Origin of the sequence: Serratia ficaria (genome assembly GCF_900187015.1) — a bacterium.
Classification (GTDB): Bacteria; Pseudomonadota; Gammaproteobacteria; order Enterobacterales; family Enterobacteriaceae; genus Serratia; species Serratia ficaria.
In genome coordinates this window covers 191,963-206,383 of record NZ_LT906479.1, presented here as the reverse complement: position 1 = coordinate 206,383, position 14,421 = coordinate 191,963, and the positions used below count along the sequence as shown (strand labels likewise).

General features: G+C 59.4%; 13 protein-coding genes. 7 read left to right on the top strand and 6 right to left on the bottom strand.

Translation table 11 applies throughout. The features are described from left to right. Positions 1–17: 17 nt before the first annotated feature. Positions 18–263 (bottom strand): sulfurtransferase TusA, encoded by a 246-nt coding sequence (gene tusA, locus CKW09_RS00925; RefSeq protein ID WP_061798796.1) that lies wholly within the window; start codon positions 261–263, stop codon positions 18–20. Between the two features lie 218 nt (positions 264–481). Between tusA and CKW09_RS00920 the strand changes: the two genes are divergently transcribed. From CKW09_RS00920 to CKW09_RS00910, 3 genes are all read left to right on the top strand, one after another. Then, on the top strand, positions 482–1,141 hold the full coding sequence (locus tag CKW09_RS00920; RefSeq protein WP_061798800.1) for a 7-cyano-7-deazaguanine/7-aminomethyl-7-deazaguanine transporter: 660 nt from the start codon (positions 482–484) through the stop codon (positions 1,139–1,141). Positions 1,142–1,184: 43 nt separating this feature from the next. Beyond that, positions 1,185–1,619, top strand: coding sequence for a GNAT family N-acetyltransferase (locus CKW09_RS00915; protein ID WP_095095061.1), 435 nt, complete (start codon positions 1,185–1,187; stop codon positions 1,617–1,619). 80 nt (positions 1,620–1,699) lie between these two features. Further along, positions 1,700–2,263 (top strand): DcrB family lipoprotein, encoded by a 564-nt coding sequence (locus CKW09_RS00910; RefSeq protein WP_061798804.1) that lies wholly within the window; start codon positions 1,700–1,702, stop codon positions 2,261–2,263. Between the two features lie 27 nt (positions 2,264–2,290). On the opposite strand, the gene glpC is transcribed toward CKW09_RS00910, so the two are convergent. The 3 genes from glpC to glpA are packed head-to-tail and all read right to left on the bottom strand — an operon-like array spanning position 2,291 to position 6,394. Continuing rightward, complete coding sequence (gene glpC, locus CKW09_RS00905) at positions 2,291–3,490, bottom strand: anaerobic glycerol-3-phosphate dehydrogenase subunit GlpC (protein ID WP_095095058.1); 1,200 nt, start codon at positions 3,488–3,490, stop codon at positions 2,291–2,293. Then, the gene (gene glpB / locus CKW09_RS00900) at positions 3,487–4,755 is read right to left on the bottom strand and encodes a glycerol-3-phosphate dehydrogenase subunit GlpB (protein WP_061798851.1); all 1,269 of its coding nucleotides are present in this window, start codon (positions 4,753–4,755) and stop codon (positions 3,487–3,489) included. Before glpB ends, glpC begins: the two co-directional genes overlap by 4 nt. Next, positions 4,745–6,394 (bottom strand): anaerobic glycerol-3-phosphate dehydrogenase subunit A, encoded by a 1,650-nt coding sequence (gene glpA, locus CKW09_RS00895; protein ID WP_095095055.1) that lies wholly within the window; start codon positions 6,392–6,394, stop codon positions 4,745–4,747. The genes glpB and glpA overlap by 11 nt, the downstream gene beginning before the upstream one ends. Before the next feature lie 365 nt (positions 6,395–6,759). Here glpA and glpT point away from each other — a divergent pair, with 365 nt between their 5' ends. Together glpT and glpQ are read left to right on the top strand one after the other, a co-directional pair. Continuing rightward, the gene (gene glpT / locus CKW09_RS00885) at positions 6,760–8,115 is read left to right on the top strand and encodes a glycerol-3-phosphate transporter (protein ID WP_061798809.1); all 1,356 of its coding nucleotides are present in this window, start codon (positions 6,760–6,762) and stop codon (positions 8,113–8,115) included. A gap of 200 nt (positions 8,116–8,315) precedes the next feature. After that, complete coding sequence (glpQ, locus tag CKW09_RS00880; protein ID WP_095095053.1) at positions 8,316–9,398, top strand: glycerophosphodiester phosphodiesterase; 1,083 nt, start codon at positions 8,316–8,318, stop codon at positions 9,396–9,398. Between the two features lie 38 nt (positions 9,399–9,436). On the opposite strand, the gene CKW09_RS00875 is transcribed toward glpQ, so the two are convergent. Beyond that, complete coding sequence (locus CKW09_RS00875) at positions 9,437–10,372, bottom strand: transketolase family protein (RefSeq protein ID WP_095095050.1); 936 nt, start codon at positions 10,370–10,372, stop codon at positions 9,437–9,439. Then, positions 10,365–11,195 carry a transketolase gene (locus CKW09_RS00870; protein ID WP_095095047.1) on the bottom strand — a complete coding sequence of 277 codons (831 nt, stop codon included), beginning with the start codon at positions 11,193–11,195 and terminating at the stop codon, positions 10,365–10,367. Before CKW09_RS00870 ends, CKW09_RS00875 begins: the two co-directional genes overlap by 8 nt. 365 nt (positions 11,196–11,560) lie before the next feature. On the opposite strand from CKW09_RS00870, the gene CKW09_RS00865 reads away from it, so the two are divergent. After that, positions 11,561–12,511 (top strand): sugar-binding transcriptional regulator, encoded by a 951-nt coding sequence (locus tag CKW09_RS00865; protein WP_095095045.1) that lies wholly within the window; start codon positions 11,561–11,563, stop codon positions 12,509–12,511. Between the two features lie 361 nt (positions 12,512–12,872). Beyond that, positions 12,873–14,393, top strand: a complete 1,521-nt coding sequence (locus CKW09_RS00860; protein WP_095095042.1) for an FGGY family carbohydrate kinase — start codon at positions 12,873–12,875, stop codon at positions 14,391–14,393. Positions 14,394–14,421: the final 28 nt, after the last annotated feature.

The window sequence follows — 14,421 nt, the reverse complement described above, 5'->3', positions numbered from 1 at the left end:
GGTATCCATTTCAGCGGCTATACGCCCTTGCGCAACAGATAACGGTAAGGCGCCTGCTCGGTGTCCTGCGCCACCAGCGTATGCTCCATAAAGCGGCAGAACCCCGGGATATCGCGGGTAGTGGCCGGATCGTCGGCGATAATCAGCAGCGTTTCGCCGTTATCCATGTGGCGCACGGTTTTGCGCACCATCATCACCGGTTCAGGGCAGCGCAGCCCCAGCGCGTCGAGCGTCTGGTCTGCCTGGGCAAATAAGTCAGTCATGCAATTTTCTCGAAAAAAACGATCGGCGAACGCTCGCCGCATCTCATTAGCGCCTAGTTTACGCCGGTAGTTTTTCTGCGCAAGATGCGTTAACGTTTGCTCCAAATTTAACCGTTGCATTGGTTGCGCAAACGCGTATCATGCCGCCGCGCAGTCAATTCGGCTGCTCTGACAAGAATCAATGGGTTCCCTCACCCCACGACCAAAAAGGCTACATCATGTATTCGTTTACCGCTCAGCAGCGCTTCACCGCGTTGGTCTGGCTATCGTTGTTCCATATCGCCATCATTACCTCCAGCAACTATCTGGTGCAGCTGCCGATCACCGTTTTCGGCTTCCATACCACCTGGGGCGCCTTCACCTTCCCGTTTATCTTTCTGGCGACCGATCTGACGGTGCGCATTTTCGGCGCGCCGCTGGCGCGACGCATCATTTTGTCCGTCATGGTGCCGGCGCTGTTCATTTCCTACGTGATTTCCACCGTCACCTACCAGGGAGAGTGGCAGGGCTTCGCCGCGCTGGGCAGCTTTAACCTGTTTGTGGCGCGCATCGCCATCGCCAGCTTTATGGCCTACGTGCTCGGCCAGATCCTCGATGTGCACGTCTTCAACCGCCTGCGCCAGCGCAGCGCCTGGTGGGTGGCGCCCGCGGCGGCGATGTTCCTCGGCAACATCAGCGATACGCTGTCGTTCTTCTTCATCGCCTTCTACAAGAGCAGCGACGCCTTTATGGCCAACAACTGGGTGGAGATCGCCCTGGTGGATTACAGCTTCAAAGTGCTGATCTGCATGTTGTTCTTCCTGCCGATGTACGGCGTGTTGCTGAACATGCTGCTCAAGCGCATCGCGGCGCGCGCCGGCGGCCTGCAGCCGGGCTAAGCCGTGCTATCATTGGCGGCCCGCACCCTTTCGGAGGCCGCCGATGAGCTTGACCACCCGCAACGCCACCCTCGAAGAAATCCACCGTCTGTACCGCTGCATTCCCGAATTCGGCGGCCTGCACAGCCTGGCCGACCTGCGGCAGCGCATCGGCTCCGCGCCCGCCAGCCTGCTGATCGCCGAGATCGACGGCCGGCCGGCCGGTTTCAAACTGGGCTATCAACTGCGGGAAGGGGCATTTTACAGCTGGCTGGGCGGCGTGCTGCCGGCGTTTCGCCGCCACGGCGTGGCGCAGGCGCTGCTGACCGAACAGGAGCGCTGGGCGCGGGCGCAGGGCTACCGGCAACTGAGGGTAAAAACCCGCAATCGGTTCCGCGCCATGCTGATGATGCTGATCGTCAATCACTATCAGATTGTTCGACTGGAAAATAAAGGCGAAGTGGCTGATTATCGGCTATTACTTGAAAAAACCTTGTGACAACATCCGCCTTGCATTTCAACCTGGAATAGGTTGCGATACGGCAGTGAAATCCTACCGGAAAGGAAGAAGGAAGCCCGATGCGTAAAGTAGCAAAATTGATGGGTATCAGCCTGCTGGTGCTTGGCCTGGCGGCCTGCGACGGCGACACCAAAGACACCAAGGCGCCGGCGGACGGCGCGGCGGCCAGCGCCTCGGCCGGGCAACAGGTCAGCCTGCTCGACGGCAAGCTGGCGTTTACCCTGCCGGCCGGCATGGCGGATCAGAGCGGCAAGCTGGGCAACCAGGCGAACAACATGCACGTTTATGCGGACAGCACCGGCCAGCGCGCGGTGATCGTGATCCTCGGCGACAAGACCGCCGACAGCCTGGAAACCCTGGCCAAGCGCCTGGAAGACACCCAGCGCGCGCGTGACGCCAACCTGCAGGTGATCACCAACAAAGCCATCGACGTCAACGGCGTGCCGCTGCGTCAGCTGGACAGCATCATCACCAGCGGCGGCGAGAAAGCCTACTCGTCGATCCTGATCGGCACCCTGGACAACAACATGTTGACCATTCAGGTGACGCTGCCGGCGGACAACCAGCAGCAGGCGCAGAGCGAAGCCGAAGGCATCATCAGCACCCTGAAGCTGGGCAAGTAAGCCACCGGGGGCGCAGCTCGCTGCGCCCTACGCCAACGCCTGCGCCAGCAGGGCGATCGGATGTTCGCAGCGCTTGCCGGTCGACATTTCAATCTGCCATTTGCAGGTCTCGCAGTCGGTCACCACCAAATCCGCCCCGCTCTCTTCAATCTGCCGGAACAGCGCGGCGCCGATGCCCTGTGAGGTGGCGTAATTCTCCGTTTTGAAGCCGTAGGTGCCGGCGATGCCGCAGCACTGCGGATCCAGCGCCACCAGCTCCAGCCCCGGTATCTGTCGCAGCAGTTCCAGCGTGTAGGCGGTCCAGCCCATTTTCTCCATATGGCAAGGCGTATGATAGGCCACGCGCAGCGGCGTGCGCTTTAGCGGCAGGCTGCACCCCTGGTTGATCAGCCGATAAAGATAGCGCGTCGCCAGCTCCACCCGATCGCGCACCGCCGAGGTGTCCACCTCCAGCAGATGCGGATACTCGTCGCGCAGGGTAAAGGTGCAGCTCGACGAGGTGGCCACCACCGGGATGCCGCGTTCCAGCACGGCGTGACTCAGGGATCCGGCGTTGACCCTGGCCTGCTTTTTGGCCTGTGCGATAAAGCCGTTGGCGATCAGGGGCACGCCGCAGCATTTCTCGCGCTTCAGCAGCTGCACGCCGATATCCAGCGCGTTGAACACCCGAATCAAATCCTTGCCCAGCTGCGGATGGTTGTAATTGACGAAGCAGCCGTGGAAAAACGCCACCTGCTCGGCATAGCGCTGCTGGGCCTGCGCCTGCTGGCGATACCAGCGGCGGAAGGTGCCGAACGAATACTTCGGCAGCGCGCGGCGGTGATCGATTTTCAGCGCCTTATCCAGCAAGGCGCGCACCGGCTTCAGGCCGGTGGCGGCGTTGACCACCGGCGCAAACGGCGTCGACAGCGTCCCCATTATGTCGGTATGGCTGAGGATGGCGTCGCGCAGCGTGGGCTTGCTCTGGGCGTAGTCGGCGCGCGCGCGTTGAATGATGTCGCCGATTTTAACCTCGGACGGGCAGGCGACCTCGCAGCGCTTGCAGTTGGTGCAATACTTCAGCGCCTCGTCGTACAGCGCCGGATCCTTCAGCCGCAGGCGTTCGCCGTCCGGCCCCGCCTGCTTCGGCCCCGGGTACAGGGGGTTCACTCTGGCTACCGGGCAATAGGTGGTGCAGACGGTGCACTTGATGCAGCTCTCGAAGCTGTGGTCTTTATGCAGGCTCATGCGTTTTCCTCCGCGGCTATCTGCCGGGCGACGTACAGCGCTCCGATCAATGACACCCCGGCGCCGCAGCCCTGCTGCAGCGGATCGTAGCCGCCGGTCACCGCGCCGATGGCGTACAGGTTGTCAAACGCCTCCCCTTGCCGCAGCGCGCGCAGGCGGCCGTCGGTGCGCACGCCGAACTGCAGGTAAGGCTGCGGGGCGAACAGGTCAGGGTGGCTCCAGTCGGCGCGCTCCGCCCGGCTGTCGACATCCAGCCCAAACACCGGCTCGCGCACGCCGTCGAACCTCGCCGTCAGCCCGTTGCTGAAGAAGCTGCCGCTGGCCAGCACCACCTGCTGCGCGTTCAGCGGAATGTCGCCATGGTTGCGGGTATACAGACCGGCGACGCGGCCGCCGGCGATTTCCGCCCGCAGCACGCTGTCGCCCGGCATAAACACCCCGCCCAGCTGCTGAAAACGCCGACGCAGCGCCTGGTGCAGGCGCATGCCGGGCACCGAAGGCGGCAGCGTCGGCAGCAGGCGGATCGGTTTGCCGACCGCCGCCTGCAGCGCCGCCAGCGGCGCATCGTCCTCCAGCCCCAGGCAGGCCGGCAGGAATATCGCTTCGGCCTCGCCCGCCAGCCGTTGCAGCTCAGCGGCCATCGGCGCCAGGTTCTCCGCCAGATCCAGCACCCGGGCGATATTCACCGCGCGGAACTCGCTGGGGTTGTTGCGCAGCCGGTCCAGCGCCGGCAGGTGCAGCTCAGCCACCTCGGCCTGCACGCCCAGCTCACGCGCCAGAGAACTGGCGGCCAACTGCGGCTGAAAATCGAGGAAGCCTTCGATGCCGATCGCCGCGATGCGCCGCCACGGCAGCGCGCCGGCCAGCGGCAGCGTCGGCACCGCCTGCGGGCTGAGCCAGGTGGCGCGGCGCGTGCCGAGCGGCGTCACCCGCAGATGGTTGCGTTCGCCGTCGCCCTGCAGGTTGAGGCCGCAGCGTTGCAGCAGCCGCTGCGCCTCGGCCGACAAGGCCGCCACGCGCTCGGCGCCGATCAGCGCGTAGGGATGCCGCGGCGCCTGGCGCGCCAGTTCGGGCAGCGCCGCCAGCGGTGCGCCAACCGCGCTACCGTCGGGCAACTGCGCCAGCAAATCCAGCGAGCCGGACGAAAAATAGAGCGCGCTCTGGCCGGCGCTGACCACCGCGCAACGCTTGCCCCGTTCGGCCACCGCTATCGCGCAGCTCAGGCCAGCCAGGCCGCCGCCAATCACCACCACGTCATAGCGCATCATCCGCCTCCTGCTCCTGGTCGCCGCGGGCGTCGAGCCCGCACAGGCCCTGATAAACCCAACGGGTGAATTCACTTTCGCGCAGCGCATCGCCCCAGGCGATCGGCCGCACGCCTTTCCAGCGTTCGTTGAGGAAATGCGACAGCTGATCGAGAGATTGCTGCGGCGTGCTGACCCTGAAACGCGTCAGCAGACCGGCGGCGCGGCAGGCGCACAGCTCCCCCTGGCAGGGGCCCATGCCGACCCGGGTGCGCCGGCGCAGATCAACCAGGTTGTTGACGGTCAGCGAATTGACCGCATAGCACACCTCACCGACGGTCACCGCTTCGCATTCGCACACCAGGCCGTTGTCGAGCCGATCGCCGGCCGGCACCTGGCTAGCGAGATCGCCGTGGCGATATACCGCCGAACCGCGAATGCTGGCGGGCAGAGAAACCACGCGGCGCGCCGTTTCTTCCGCCGTCTGACGCGAACCGGGCAGCGCCGCCTGCGCGGTGGTGCAGGGGCTGTTCAGGCCCAATTTTTCACACAGCTTGTCGGTGGCCCACTGCGCCATCAGCCGATAGGTCATCAGCTTGCCGCCGGTAATGGTGATAAACCCCTCCAGCCCGTCGCGTTCGGCGTGGTCGAGCAGCACGATGCCGCGGCTGACGTTGCGCCCGTTCGGGTCGTCGTCGCTGGCCACCAGCGGCCGTACGCCGGCATAGGCGCGCAGAATGCGGGTCTGCGCCAGCTCGGGCGCCAGCAGCGCACCCTCGCGGATCAGGATGTCCACCTCCTGCGGCGTCACCTGCATGTTGTCGATCTGGTCGTAGTCGATATGGGTGGAGGTGGTGCCAATCAGCGAGATGGTGTCGCCCGGCACCAGAATGTCGGCGTCCGCCGGTTTGCGGCAGCGGTTGATCACCCGGTTGTTGATGCGATGGCCGAGGATCAGCAACGCCCCCTTGGCCGGGAACATGCGCACCCGCAGATCGGCGTATTCGGCAATCTGCTGGCCCCAAATGCCCGCCGCGTTGACCACCATGGCGGCGTGCAAATCGTACCTTCTCCGGTTTTGATGGTCGAAAACGCGCACGCCGGTCACGCGATCGCCCGCGCGCAACAAACCGACCACCTGATGATAGGTGAGGCTCCGCGCGCCGTGCTCACGGGCGTCCAGCATGTTGGCGGCGGTCAGGCGGAACGGATCGACGGTGCCGTCCGGCACGCGCACCGCGCCGATCAGCGCCGGATTGGCCGCCGGCTCCAGGCGCAGGGCCAGCTGTGGATCGATCGCCTCGGCGTCGATGCCCGCCGCGCGGCAGGCGGCGATAAACGGCTGCTGATAGTCCAGCGGATCCTGCGGCAGGGTGATGAACAGCCCCTCTGTCGCTTCGATGCAATGGTGGGCGATGCGTTTCAGGATGCGATTTTCTTCGATGCATTCACGCGCCGACTCGCCGTCGGTGACCGCATAGCGCGCGCCGCTGTGCAGCAGGCCATGATTGCGGCCGGTGGCGCCGGTGGCGATATCGTGGCGCTCCAGCAGGATGCAGCGCAGCCCCCGGCGCGCGCAGTCGCGCGCAATGCCGGCGCCGGTCGCGCCGCCGCCGATGATGATCACATCCGTTTCGTCGTCCGCCGAATGGCTGCTCATAACGTTCCCCCAGGATCCGTGGTGATGCTCCCTATTGGGCCACGGTTACTGAGGGTTTTGTTTGATAAGGAACAATAACGAACCTTAAACGAAAGAAAAATGTCCACAAAAAACCATGAATGTGATCATTGTCACGATTTTTGGCCCTTTTTCTATTTCATAACGTTAACGAATCGCTCAAAATCCGCCGTAGTTTCATAAAAGTGTAACATTTGCGCCATTCATCACAGCGACACCAGGCGTATTTGACTAGGATGGCGCTCGTTATGGAACAAAAAAACACCACATTCGATATCCGCTCAATCATCAAATGAACGTAAAAGGTCATATTGATGTGATAACAGATAAAGCCATCGGAGGCGCTCATGTTGAGTATTTTTAAGCCGGCAGCACACATTTCCCGTGTGCCGGTCGACAAGGTCGACCCGCTCTACCGTAAATTGCGCTGGCAAATTTTTATGGGGATCTTCTTCGGTTATGCCGCCTACTATCTGGTGCGCAAGAACTTCACCCTGGCAATGCCGTACCTGATCGATCAGGGTTTCAGCCGCGGCGACCTCGGTTTCGCGCTGTCGGGCATTTCCATCGCCTACGGTTTTTCCAAATTCATCATGGGTTCGGTCTCCGACCGCTCCAACCCGCGGGTATTCCTGCCCGCCGGCCTGATCCTCGCCGCGGCGGTGATGCTGTTCATGGGCTTCGTGCCATGGGCCACCTCCAGCATCGCGGTGATGTTCGTGCTGCTGTTCCTGTGCGGCTGGTTCCAGGGCATGGGTTGGCCGCCGTGCGGCCGCACCATGGTGCACTGGTGGTCGCAGAAAGAACGCGGCAGCATCGTTTCGGTGTGGAACTGCGCCCACAACGTGGGTGGCGGCCTGCCGCCGCTGCTGTTCCTGCTGGGCATGGCCTGGTTCAACGACTGGCACGCGGCGCTGTACATGCCGGCCTTCGGCGCCATTCTGGTGGCCCTGATCGCCTTCGGCCTGATGCGCGATACTCCGCAGTCCTGCGGCCTGCCGCCGATTGAAGAGTACAAGAACGACTATCCGGACGACTACAGCGAGAAAGCCGAAGAAGAGCTGACCGCCAAGCAGATCTTCATGCAGTACATCCTGCCGAACAAGCTGCTGTGGTACATCGCGGTCGCCAACGTGTTCGTTTACCTGCTGCGTTACGGCATCCTCGACTGGTCGCCGACCTACCTGAAAGAAGTGAAGCACTTCGCGCTGGACAAGTCCTCCTGGGCTTACTTCCTGTACGAATACGCCGGTATCCCGGGCACCCTGCTGTGCGGCTGGATGTCGGATAAAGTGTTCAAGGGCAACCGCGGCGCCACCGGTGTGTTCTTCATGACCCTGGTGACCATCGCCACCGTCGTTTACTGGCTCAACCCGGTCGGCAACCCTGGCATCGACATGGCCTGCATGATCACCATCGGCTTCCTGATTTACGGTCCGGTGATGCTGATCGGCCTGCACGCGCTGGAGCTGGCGCCGAAGAAAGCCGCCGGCACCGCCGCGGGCTTTACCGGCCTGTTCGGTTACCTGGGCGGCTCGGTCGCCGCCAGCGCCATCGTCGGCTACACCGTGGACTACTTCGGTTGGGACGGCGGCTTTATGGTGATGATCGGCGGCAGCGTCGGCGCAGTACTGCTGCTGTTGCTGACCATGCTGAGCGAGAAAAAACACCACGCGGAAATCGCCGCCGGCAAACGCGGCTAAGCATTATCGCATCATCTTTACCCTATGAATTTCGAGTTGCAGCTAGGCGGCCAGCTCACTCATCCCCAGGCGCTTACTTTAGTAAGTAACTGGGGTGAGTGAGCGCAGGTAACAACGCTGCAACTTGAAAGGCGACGGGTAAAAAGGCCGCACTGCGGCCTTTTTACTACCCTGCCCCCAACAACATGGAGAACCACAGAATGCGGACTCAAGTTAAAGCCCTGCTGACAGGGATTATCCTCGCCACCTCAATGGCCGGCGCCGCCCATGCCGCCGATGACAAGGTGGTGATCGCCCACCGCGGCGCCAGCGGCTACCTGCCGGAACACAGCCTGCCGGCGAAGGCGATGGCCTACGCGCAGGGTGCCGACTTCCTCGAGCAGGATCTGGTGATGACCAAGGATAACGAGCTGGTGGTGCTGCACGATCACTATCTCGATCGCGTGACCGACGTGGCCGAACGCTTCCCGGACCGCGCGCGCAAGGATGGCCGCTACTACGCCATCGACTTTACGCTGGCGGAAATCAAATCGCTGAAGTTCACCGAAGGCTTCGAGATTGAAAACGGCAAGAAGGTGCAGGGCTACCCTGGCCGCTTCCCGATGGGCAAATCCGACTTCCGCGTGCACACCTTCCAGGAAGAGATCGAGTTCGTGCAGGGCCTGAACCACTCGACCGGCAAGAACATCGGCATCTATCCGGAAATCAAGGCGCCGTGGTTCCATAAGCAGGAAGGCAAGGATATCTCCAGCAAGGTGCTGGCGGTGCTGAAACAGTACGGCTATACCGGCAAGGGCGACAATGTCTACCTGCAGTGCTTCGACGCCAACGAACTGAAGCGCATCAAAACCGAGCTGGAACCGAAAATGGGCATGGATCTGAAGCTGATCCAATTGATCGCCTATAACGACTGGCAGGAAACCTACGAGCAGAAGGCCGACGGCAAGTGGGTGGAATACGACTATGACTGGATGTTCAAGCCGGGCGCGATGAAGAAAATCGCGGCATACGCCGACGGCATCGGGCCGGACTACCACATGCTGGTGGCGGCGGACCAATCCAAGCCGGGCCACGTCGTGCTGACCGACATGGTGAAAGAGGCGCATGCCAGCAAGCTGGCGGTGCACCCGTTCACCATCCGCGCCGATGCGCTGCCGAAATACGTCACCGACGTGAATCAGCTGTATGACGTGATTTACAACCAGGCGGGCGTCGACGGCGTGTTCACCGACTTCCCTGACAAGGGCGTGCAGTTCCTGCAAAAGCAGGGCCAGCACAAGTAACGACAAGGGCGCCGCAGGGCGCCCCGATTCACCCACTGCTAACGCATCTTCTGCGCCAGCGCAGCAATAGACACCGCGTCAAAACCGTGGTGCTGACGCAGCCAGCTGCGATCGGCCGCCGCCGCATATTCGCCATCGGGAATACCCAGACGCCTAAGCGGAATGCCGACACTCGCTTCGGCCAGCACTTCCGCAACCAGGCTTCCCAACCCGCCATTGACGTTATGTTCTTCAACCGTTATCACCGCTTTGCAGGACTTCAACGCCACCAGCAACGCTGCGGTATCGCAAGGACGAATTGAAGGGACGCTGACCACTTTGGCCTGAATCCCCACGTCGACAAGCCTTTGCGCAGCATCGACAACTTCATGTACCGTCGATCCGGTTGCTACCAGCGCAATGTCTTCACCTTCGCGCAGCGTCACCACCGCCCCCGGCACAAACTGATAGCTTTCATCATACAACTCCGGCAGCGCCTTGCCATCCAGGCGAATATAAACCGGCCCCTGATAGCCAATGGCATAATCGATAATCTGCCGACATTCTCGCGGTGAAGAGGGCGCAAAAATCTGAATATTGCCGAAGCCGCGCATCACCGCCAGATCATCGATCGCATGGTGGGTACTCGCCAGCGGGCCATAGCTGGCCCCTGCGTTGAGACCGAACAGTTTGACGTTGGTATTGTTGTAACAAACGTCCACTTTAATTTGCTCATTGGCGCGGGAGATGAGGAAGGGCGCGGCGTTACAGGTCACCGCCACTTTCCCGCCCAACGCCAGACCGGCAGCCGTTCCGACCATGCTTTGCTCGGCGATCCCTACGTTAACCAAGCGGCCTGGGAATTGTTTAATGAAGGGGGCAATTTTTGCCGTCGACGTTGAGTCAGCCACCACCGGCACCAGATCAACACCGCTTTCAACTGCATCAATAAACGCTTGAACCATTACGCTCGCCAGGTGTTCTGCATTACTCATCTTTCAGTTCCTCCAGTGCCAGTGCAATTTCTTCGCCTTTCGGTACCCGGTGATGCCATTCCGGGCGCCCCTGGATAAAGGAAATACCGGCACCTTTCGTGGTGTTGGCGATAATAACGTTGGGTTTACCTTCCTGTTTTAGCCCTTCCAACGTCGCAACCACCGACGCCATGTCATTTCCCCGACACTCGGTTACCCTCATACCGAAGGCTTTCCATTTATCGGCCAGCGGATCGGTGTTCATAATTTCGTGGGTCGGCCCTGCCAACTGGAGGTTGTTCTTGTCATTTATGATGACGAGGTTATCTAGCCCGTAGTGCGCCGCAGCCAACGCAGCTTCCCAGTTACTGCCTTCTGTCAGTTCGCCATCGCCGGTAATTAGAAAGATACGGCGGGCGCTATTGCTTTTTTTCGCAGCCAGCGCCAACCCCACAGCAACAGGCAAACCGTGGCCCAGCGCTCCGGTGTTGAGTTCGATACCCGGGGTTTTCTGCCGTACCGGGTGGCCAGGAAGATGAGAGTTTGCATGCTGATAAGTCTCCAGCCAGTCAACGGGGAAGAAACCCGCTTCGGCCAGCACGCAGTAGTAGCAGCCCACCGCATGGCCTTTGGACTGGATGTAGATGTCGCGCTGGTCGTCAGCGATACGATCCGGCGCAACATTCAGAATGCGAAAGTAGAGTGCGGTGATCAGTTCAACCTGAGAAAGGTCGGCTCCGGTATGCCCACCGGCAGGGCTGTTGGCATTCAATCTGACGATGTGGCGACGTATCGCGCGAGCTTTACGCTCAAGTGCCTGGACATCATAGCTATAGGGATTCATTTAATACCTCTGAATTTATTTTCAAATCGGAATATTTATTCCAACAGGGACTAAAAAACCAGACATCCCCAGAAAAGGCATCGCAAGGCTTCCGCCGCTGCATCATACTCAGGAACATTCAGCCTCCTTACCACCAAGCCTATCTGCGCCTGGATACTTTTTCAGTTGACCTGAAAGCATCAATGAATATATATTCACTAATGACTCTTTATTCAATTATGCAATCGCTGCTCTGTTTTTGTCCATAGCTGATTTGGAGTATTGGCGAAAGTTAGATATCCATCACACTTAAATGTCTGTTCTTTTCGCGTATGATAAATGGCTCTAACATAATGGCTGCACGTAAATGATTTTCGGGGAAATATATGGCTAGGCAGGATGAACAACGGCTATTGATTAAGATTGCCACGCTCTACTATCTTGAAGGACGAAAGCAGTCCGATATTGCTCAACTTCTCTCGCTTTCTCAGTCATTTATCTCCCGCGCGATTACGCGTTGCCAAAAGGAAGGCGTGGTCAAAATTAGCGTTGTTCAGCCATCGAATATTTTCCTGAATCTTGAAAAAGGCCTGGAAGATCGCTACGGAATTAAACAGGCCATCGTGGTGGATACCGAAGAGGACGCCAGTGATCACACCATTAAGCGCGCCATCGGTTCCGCCGCCGCCCACTATCTGGAAACTCGCTTACGGCCGAAAGATCTGATTGGCGTCTCTTCGTGGAGCTCAACAATCCGCGCCATGGTTGATGAGGTTCACGCCCAGAATCTGAAGGCTAACGGCGTTATTCAACTGCTGGGCGGTGTGGGGCCTAACGGTAACGTGCAGGCAACCATACTCACCCAAACCCTGGCGCAACATCTGAACTGTGAAGCCTGGCTGCTGCCTTCCCAAAGCATTGAAGGTTCGACGGAGGAAAAGAATCGTCTCGTTGCCAGTAAAGATGTCGCCAATGTGATTGCTCGCTTCGATGAAGTCGATATTGCCATCGTCGGTATTGGCATCCTCGAACCCTCGCAACTGCTCAAAACGTCAGGAAACTACTACCACGAAGATATGCTTCAGGTGTTGGCGGAACGCGGAGCGGTCGGCGACATTTGTCTGCACTACTACGATAAAAACGGCCAGGCTGTGTTGCGCGATGATGAAGATCCTGTTATCGGCATGGCGCTGGAGAAAGTGAAAAAGTGCCCTAATGTGGTTGCCCTTGCCGGTGGCGCCGATAAGGTCGCCGCTATCAAAGGCGCGCTATCGGGTGGTTACATCGATGTTTTAATCACGGATTACCCAACCGCGCGCCTGCTTGTCGCCCGTTAACTCTCCCCAGCCAAACACTTTCTAAAAACCTTTACGCTTCACCCCGAGCGTAAAGGAATAAAAACAAATGTATTTCAATCAGATAGTCACGACCTCCTTCACTCTTTTTCACCAACATCCGTAAACTTCATCGATCGGATAAGTGTGATTGCCAGCACAATTGATGACTTTTCCTGTAGCCCGACGTGAAGTTTCTGGCTAAGGTGTTAAATAAATAATCACTATCGAATATATATTCAGTGATTAAATAAGTGAAAATGAATTGTCACATCATGGCCTGCCAGGCAGCAATGCGAGAAAGAGGAACACCTCCCCTTCCCCCCTCCGCGCCAGGACAAAGTGTGACTCAGGAGACGACCTAATGCAGGCAACACGTAAAGAGTTCATCATTGCACTGGACGAAGGCACCACTAACGCCAAAGCCGTCGTACTCGATAGCTGCGGCCACATTGTGGTGAAATTCTCTCAACCGCTGGCAATTCAAACGCCGCGCGACGGCTGGGTCGAACAGTCGGGCGAGCTATTGGTCGAAGCCTCCCTTGACGTTATCGCAAAAGCAGTCGAACACGTTGGCGCCGAAAACGTTGCCGCATTAGCTATCAGCAACCAGCGCGAGACCGCCATTGGCTGGTATCGCCAGAGCGGTAAACCGATTAACGCCGCCATCTCTTGGCAATGTACCCGCAGTGCCGCTTTTTGCGATGAACTGCGTCGCGAGAACAAAGAAGCGCAAATTAAAGCCACCACCGGACTGCCAATTGCTCCCCTGTTCTCTGCCTCAAAAATGCGCTGGTTGCTGGGGTCTGTTCCTGAAGGCCACCGGCTCGCAGAACGCGGTGAAATTTGCCTCGGCACCATTGATAGCTGGCTGCTGTGGAATTTAACCCAGGGCAAGGCATTCTATTGCGATCACTCTAATGCCGCACGCACCCAGTTGCTGAACCTGCAAACCGGGCAATGGGACAACGAGATGCTGGCGCTATTCCAGATCCCTCGCGCTGCGCTGCCGGATATTAAACCTTCCTGTGGACTATTTGGTTATACCCGCGGGCTAAACGCGATCCCGGATGGTATTCCGGTGATGGCGATGGTGGGGGATTCCCATGCCGCGCTGTTTGGTCACGCCCTCGGGGAATTAGGCTGCGTTAAAGCCACCTACGGGACAGGCTCCTCGGTGATGGCACCGGTGCAATCGGCAAAATGCGATATTGACGCACTGGCCACCACCATTGCCTGGCACGATGGCGATCGCATCACCTATGGGCTGGAGGGCAATATCCCACATACCGGTGATGCCGTTTCGTGGATGGCGGACAGCACGGGCTTAAGCGAACTTTCCGATGCCGAACTGGCTCATGAACTCAACACCCTGCCCGCCTCCGTGGGATCTACATTGAGCGTCTATTTTGTGCCCGCGTTAACCGGCCTTGGCGCTCCCTGGTGGGATGACAGCGCCCGCGGCGTTATTTGCGGCCTGAGCCGAGGTGTCAAACGTGCGCATCTGATCCGTGCGGCACTGGAGTCAATTACCTATCAAATCGCCGATGTGGTTGTCGCCATGCGCCAGCAGGATGATTTTCACTTAACGGCATTAATGGTCGACGGTGGGCCGACGAAAAACGACTGGTTAATGCAGTATCAGGCTGACCTGCTGGGTTGCCCGGTGATGCGCAGCGATGTTGCCGAACTTTCGGCGATTGGTGCCGCCCTGCTCGCCCGCAAAGCCCTCACTCCAGGATCGATTAGCGACCTGAAGGGCTTTTTAACCGAACACAGTGAATTTATCCCCGACATGGTCCGCCACCAGCGCCTGCAAAAAAGATGGCAGGAGTGGCGCCATGCGGTGAACAGAACATTATGGAAACCGGCATCGTCCACCTGACGCCCACCAGGGAATCTTCGTGCGCGAC

Excerpts from the sequence above, each read along its gene's own strand:
- glpC (WP_095095058.1), bottom strand. The coding sequence starts at position 3,490 with ATGAGCCTGCATAAAGACCACAGCTTCGAGAGCTGCATCAAGTGCACC.
- CKW09_RS00920 (WP_061798800.1), top strand. The coding sequence starts at position 482 with ATGTATTCGTTTACCGCTCAGCAGCGCTTCACCGCGTTGGTCTGGCTA.
- CKW09_RS00910 (WP_061798804.1), top strand. The coding sequence starts at position 1,700 with ATGCGTAAAGTAGCAAAATTGATGGGTATCAGCCTGCTGGTGCTTGGC.
- glpB (WP_061798851.1), bottom strand. The coding sequence starts at position 4,755 with ATGCGCTATGACGTGGTGGTGATTGGCGGCGGCCTGGCTGGCCTGAGC.
- glpT (WP_061798809.1), top strand. The coding sequence starts at position 6,760 with ATGTTGAGTATTTTTAAGCCGGCAGCACACATTTCCCGTGTGCCGGTC.
- CKW09_RS00865 (WP_095095045.1), top strand. The coding sequence starts at position 11,561 with ATGGCTAGGCAGGATGAACAACGGCTATTGATTAAGATTGCCACGCTC.
- glpA (WP_095095055.1), bottom strand. The coding sequence starts at position 6,394 with ATGAGCAGCCATTCGGCGGACGACGAAACGGATGTGATCATCATCGGC.
- glpQ (WP_095095053.1), top strand. The coding sequence starts at position 8,316 with ATGCGGACTCAAGTTAAAGCCCTGCTGACAGGGATTATCCTCGCCACC.
- tusA (WP_061798796.1), bottom strand. The coding sequence starts at position 263 with ATGACTGACTTATTTGCCCAGGCAGACCAGACGCTCGACGCGCTGGGG.
- CKW09_RS00875 (WP_095095050.1), bottom strand. The coding sequence starts at position 10,372 with ATGAGTAATGCAGAACACCTGGCGAGCGTAATGGTTCAAGCGTTTATT.
- CKW09_RS00860 (WP_095095042.1), top strand. The coding sequence starts at position 12,873 with ATGCAGGCAACACGTAAAGAGTTCATCATTGCACTGGACGAAGGCACC.
- CKW09_RS00870 (WP_095095047.1), bottom strand. The coding sequence starts at position 11,195 with ATGAATCCCTATAGCTATGATGTCCAGGCACTTGAGCGTAAAGCTCGC.
- CKW09_RS00915 (WP_095095061.1), top strand. The coding sequence starts at position 1,185 with ATGAGCTTGACCACCCGCAACGCCACCCTCGAAGAAATCCACCGTCTG.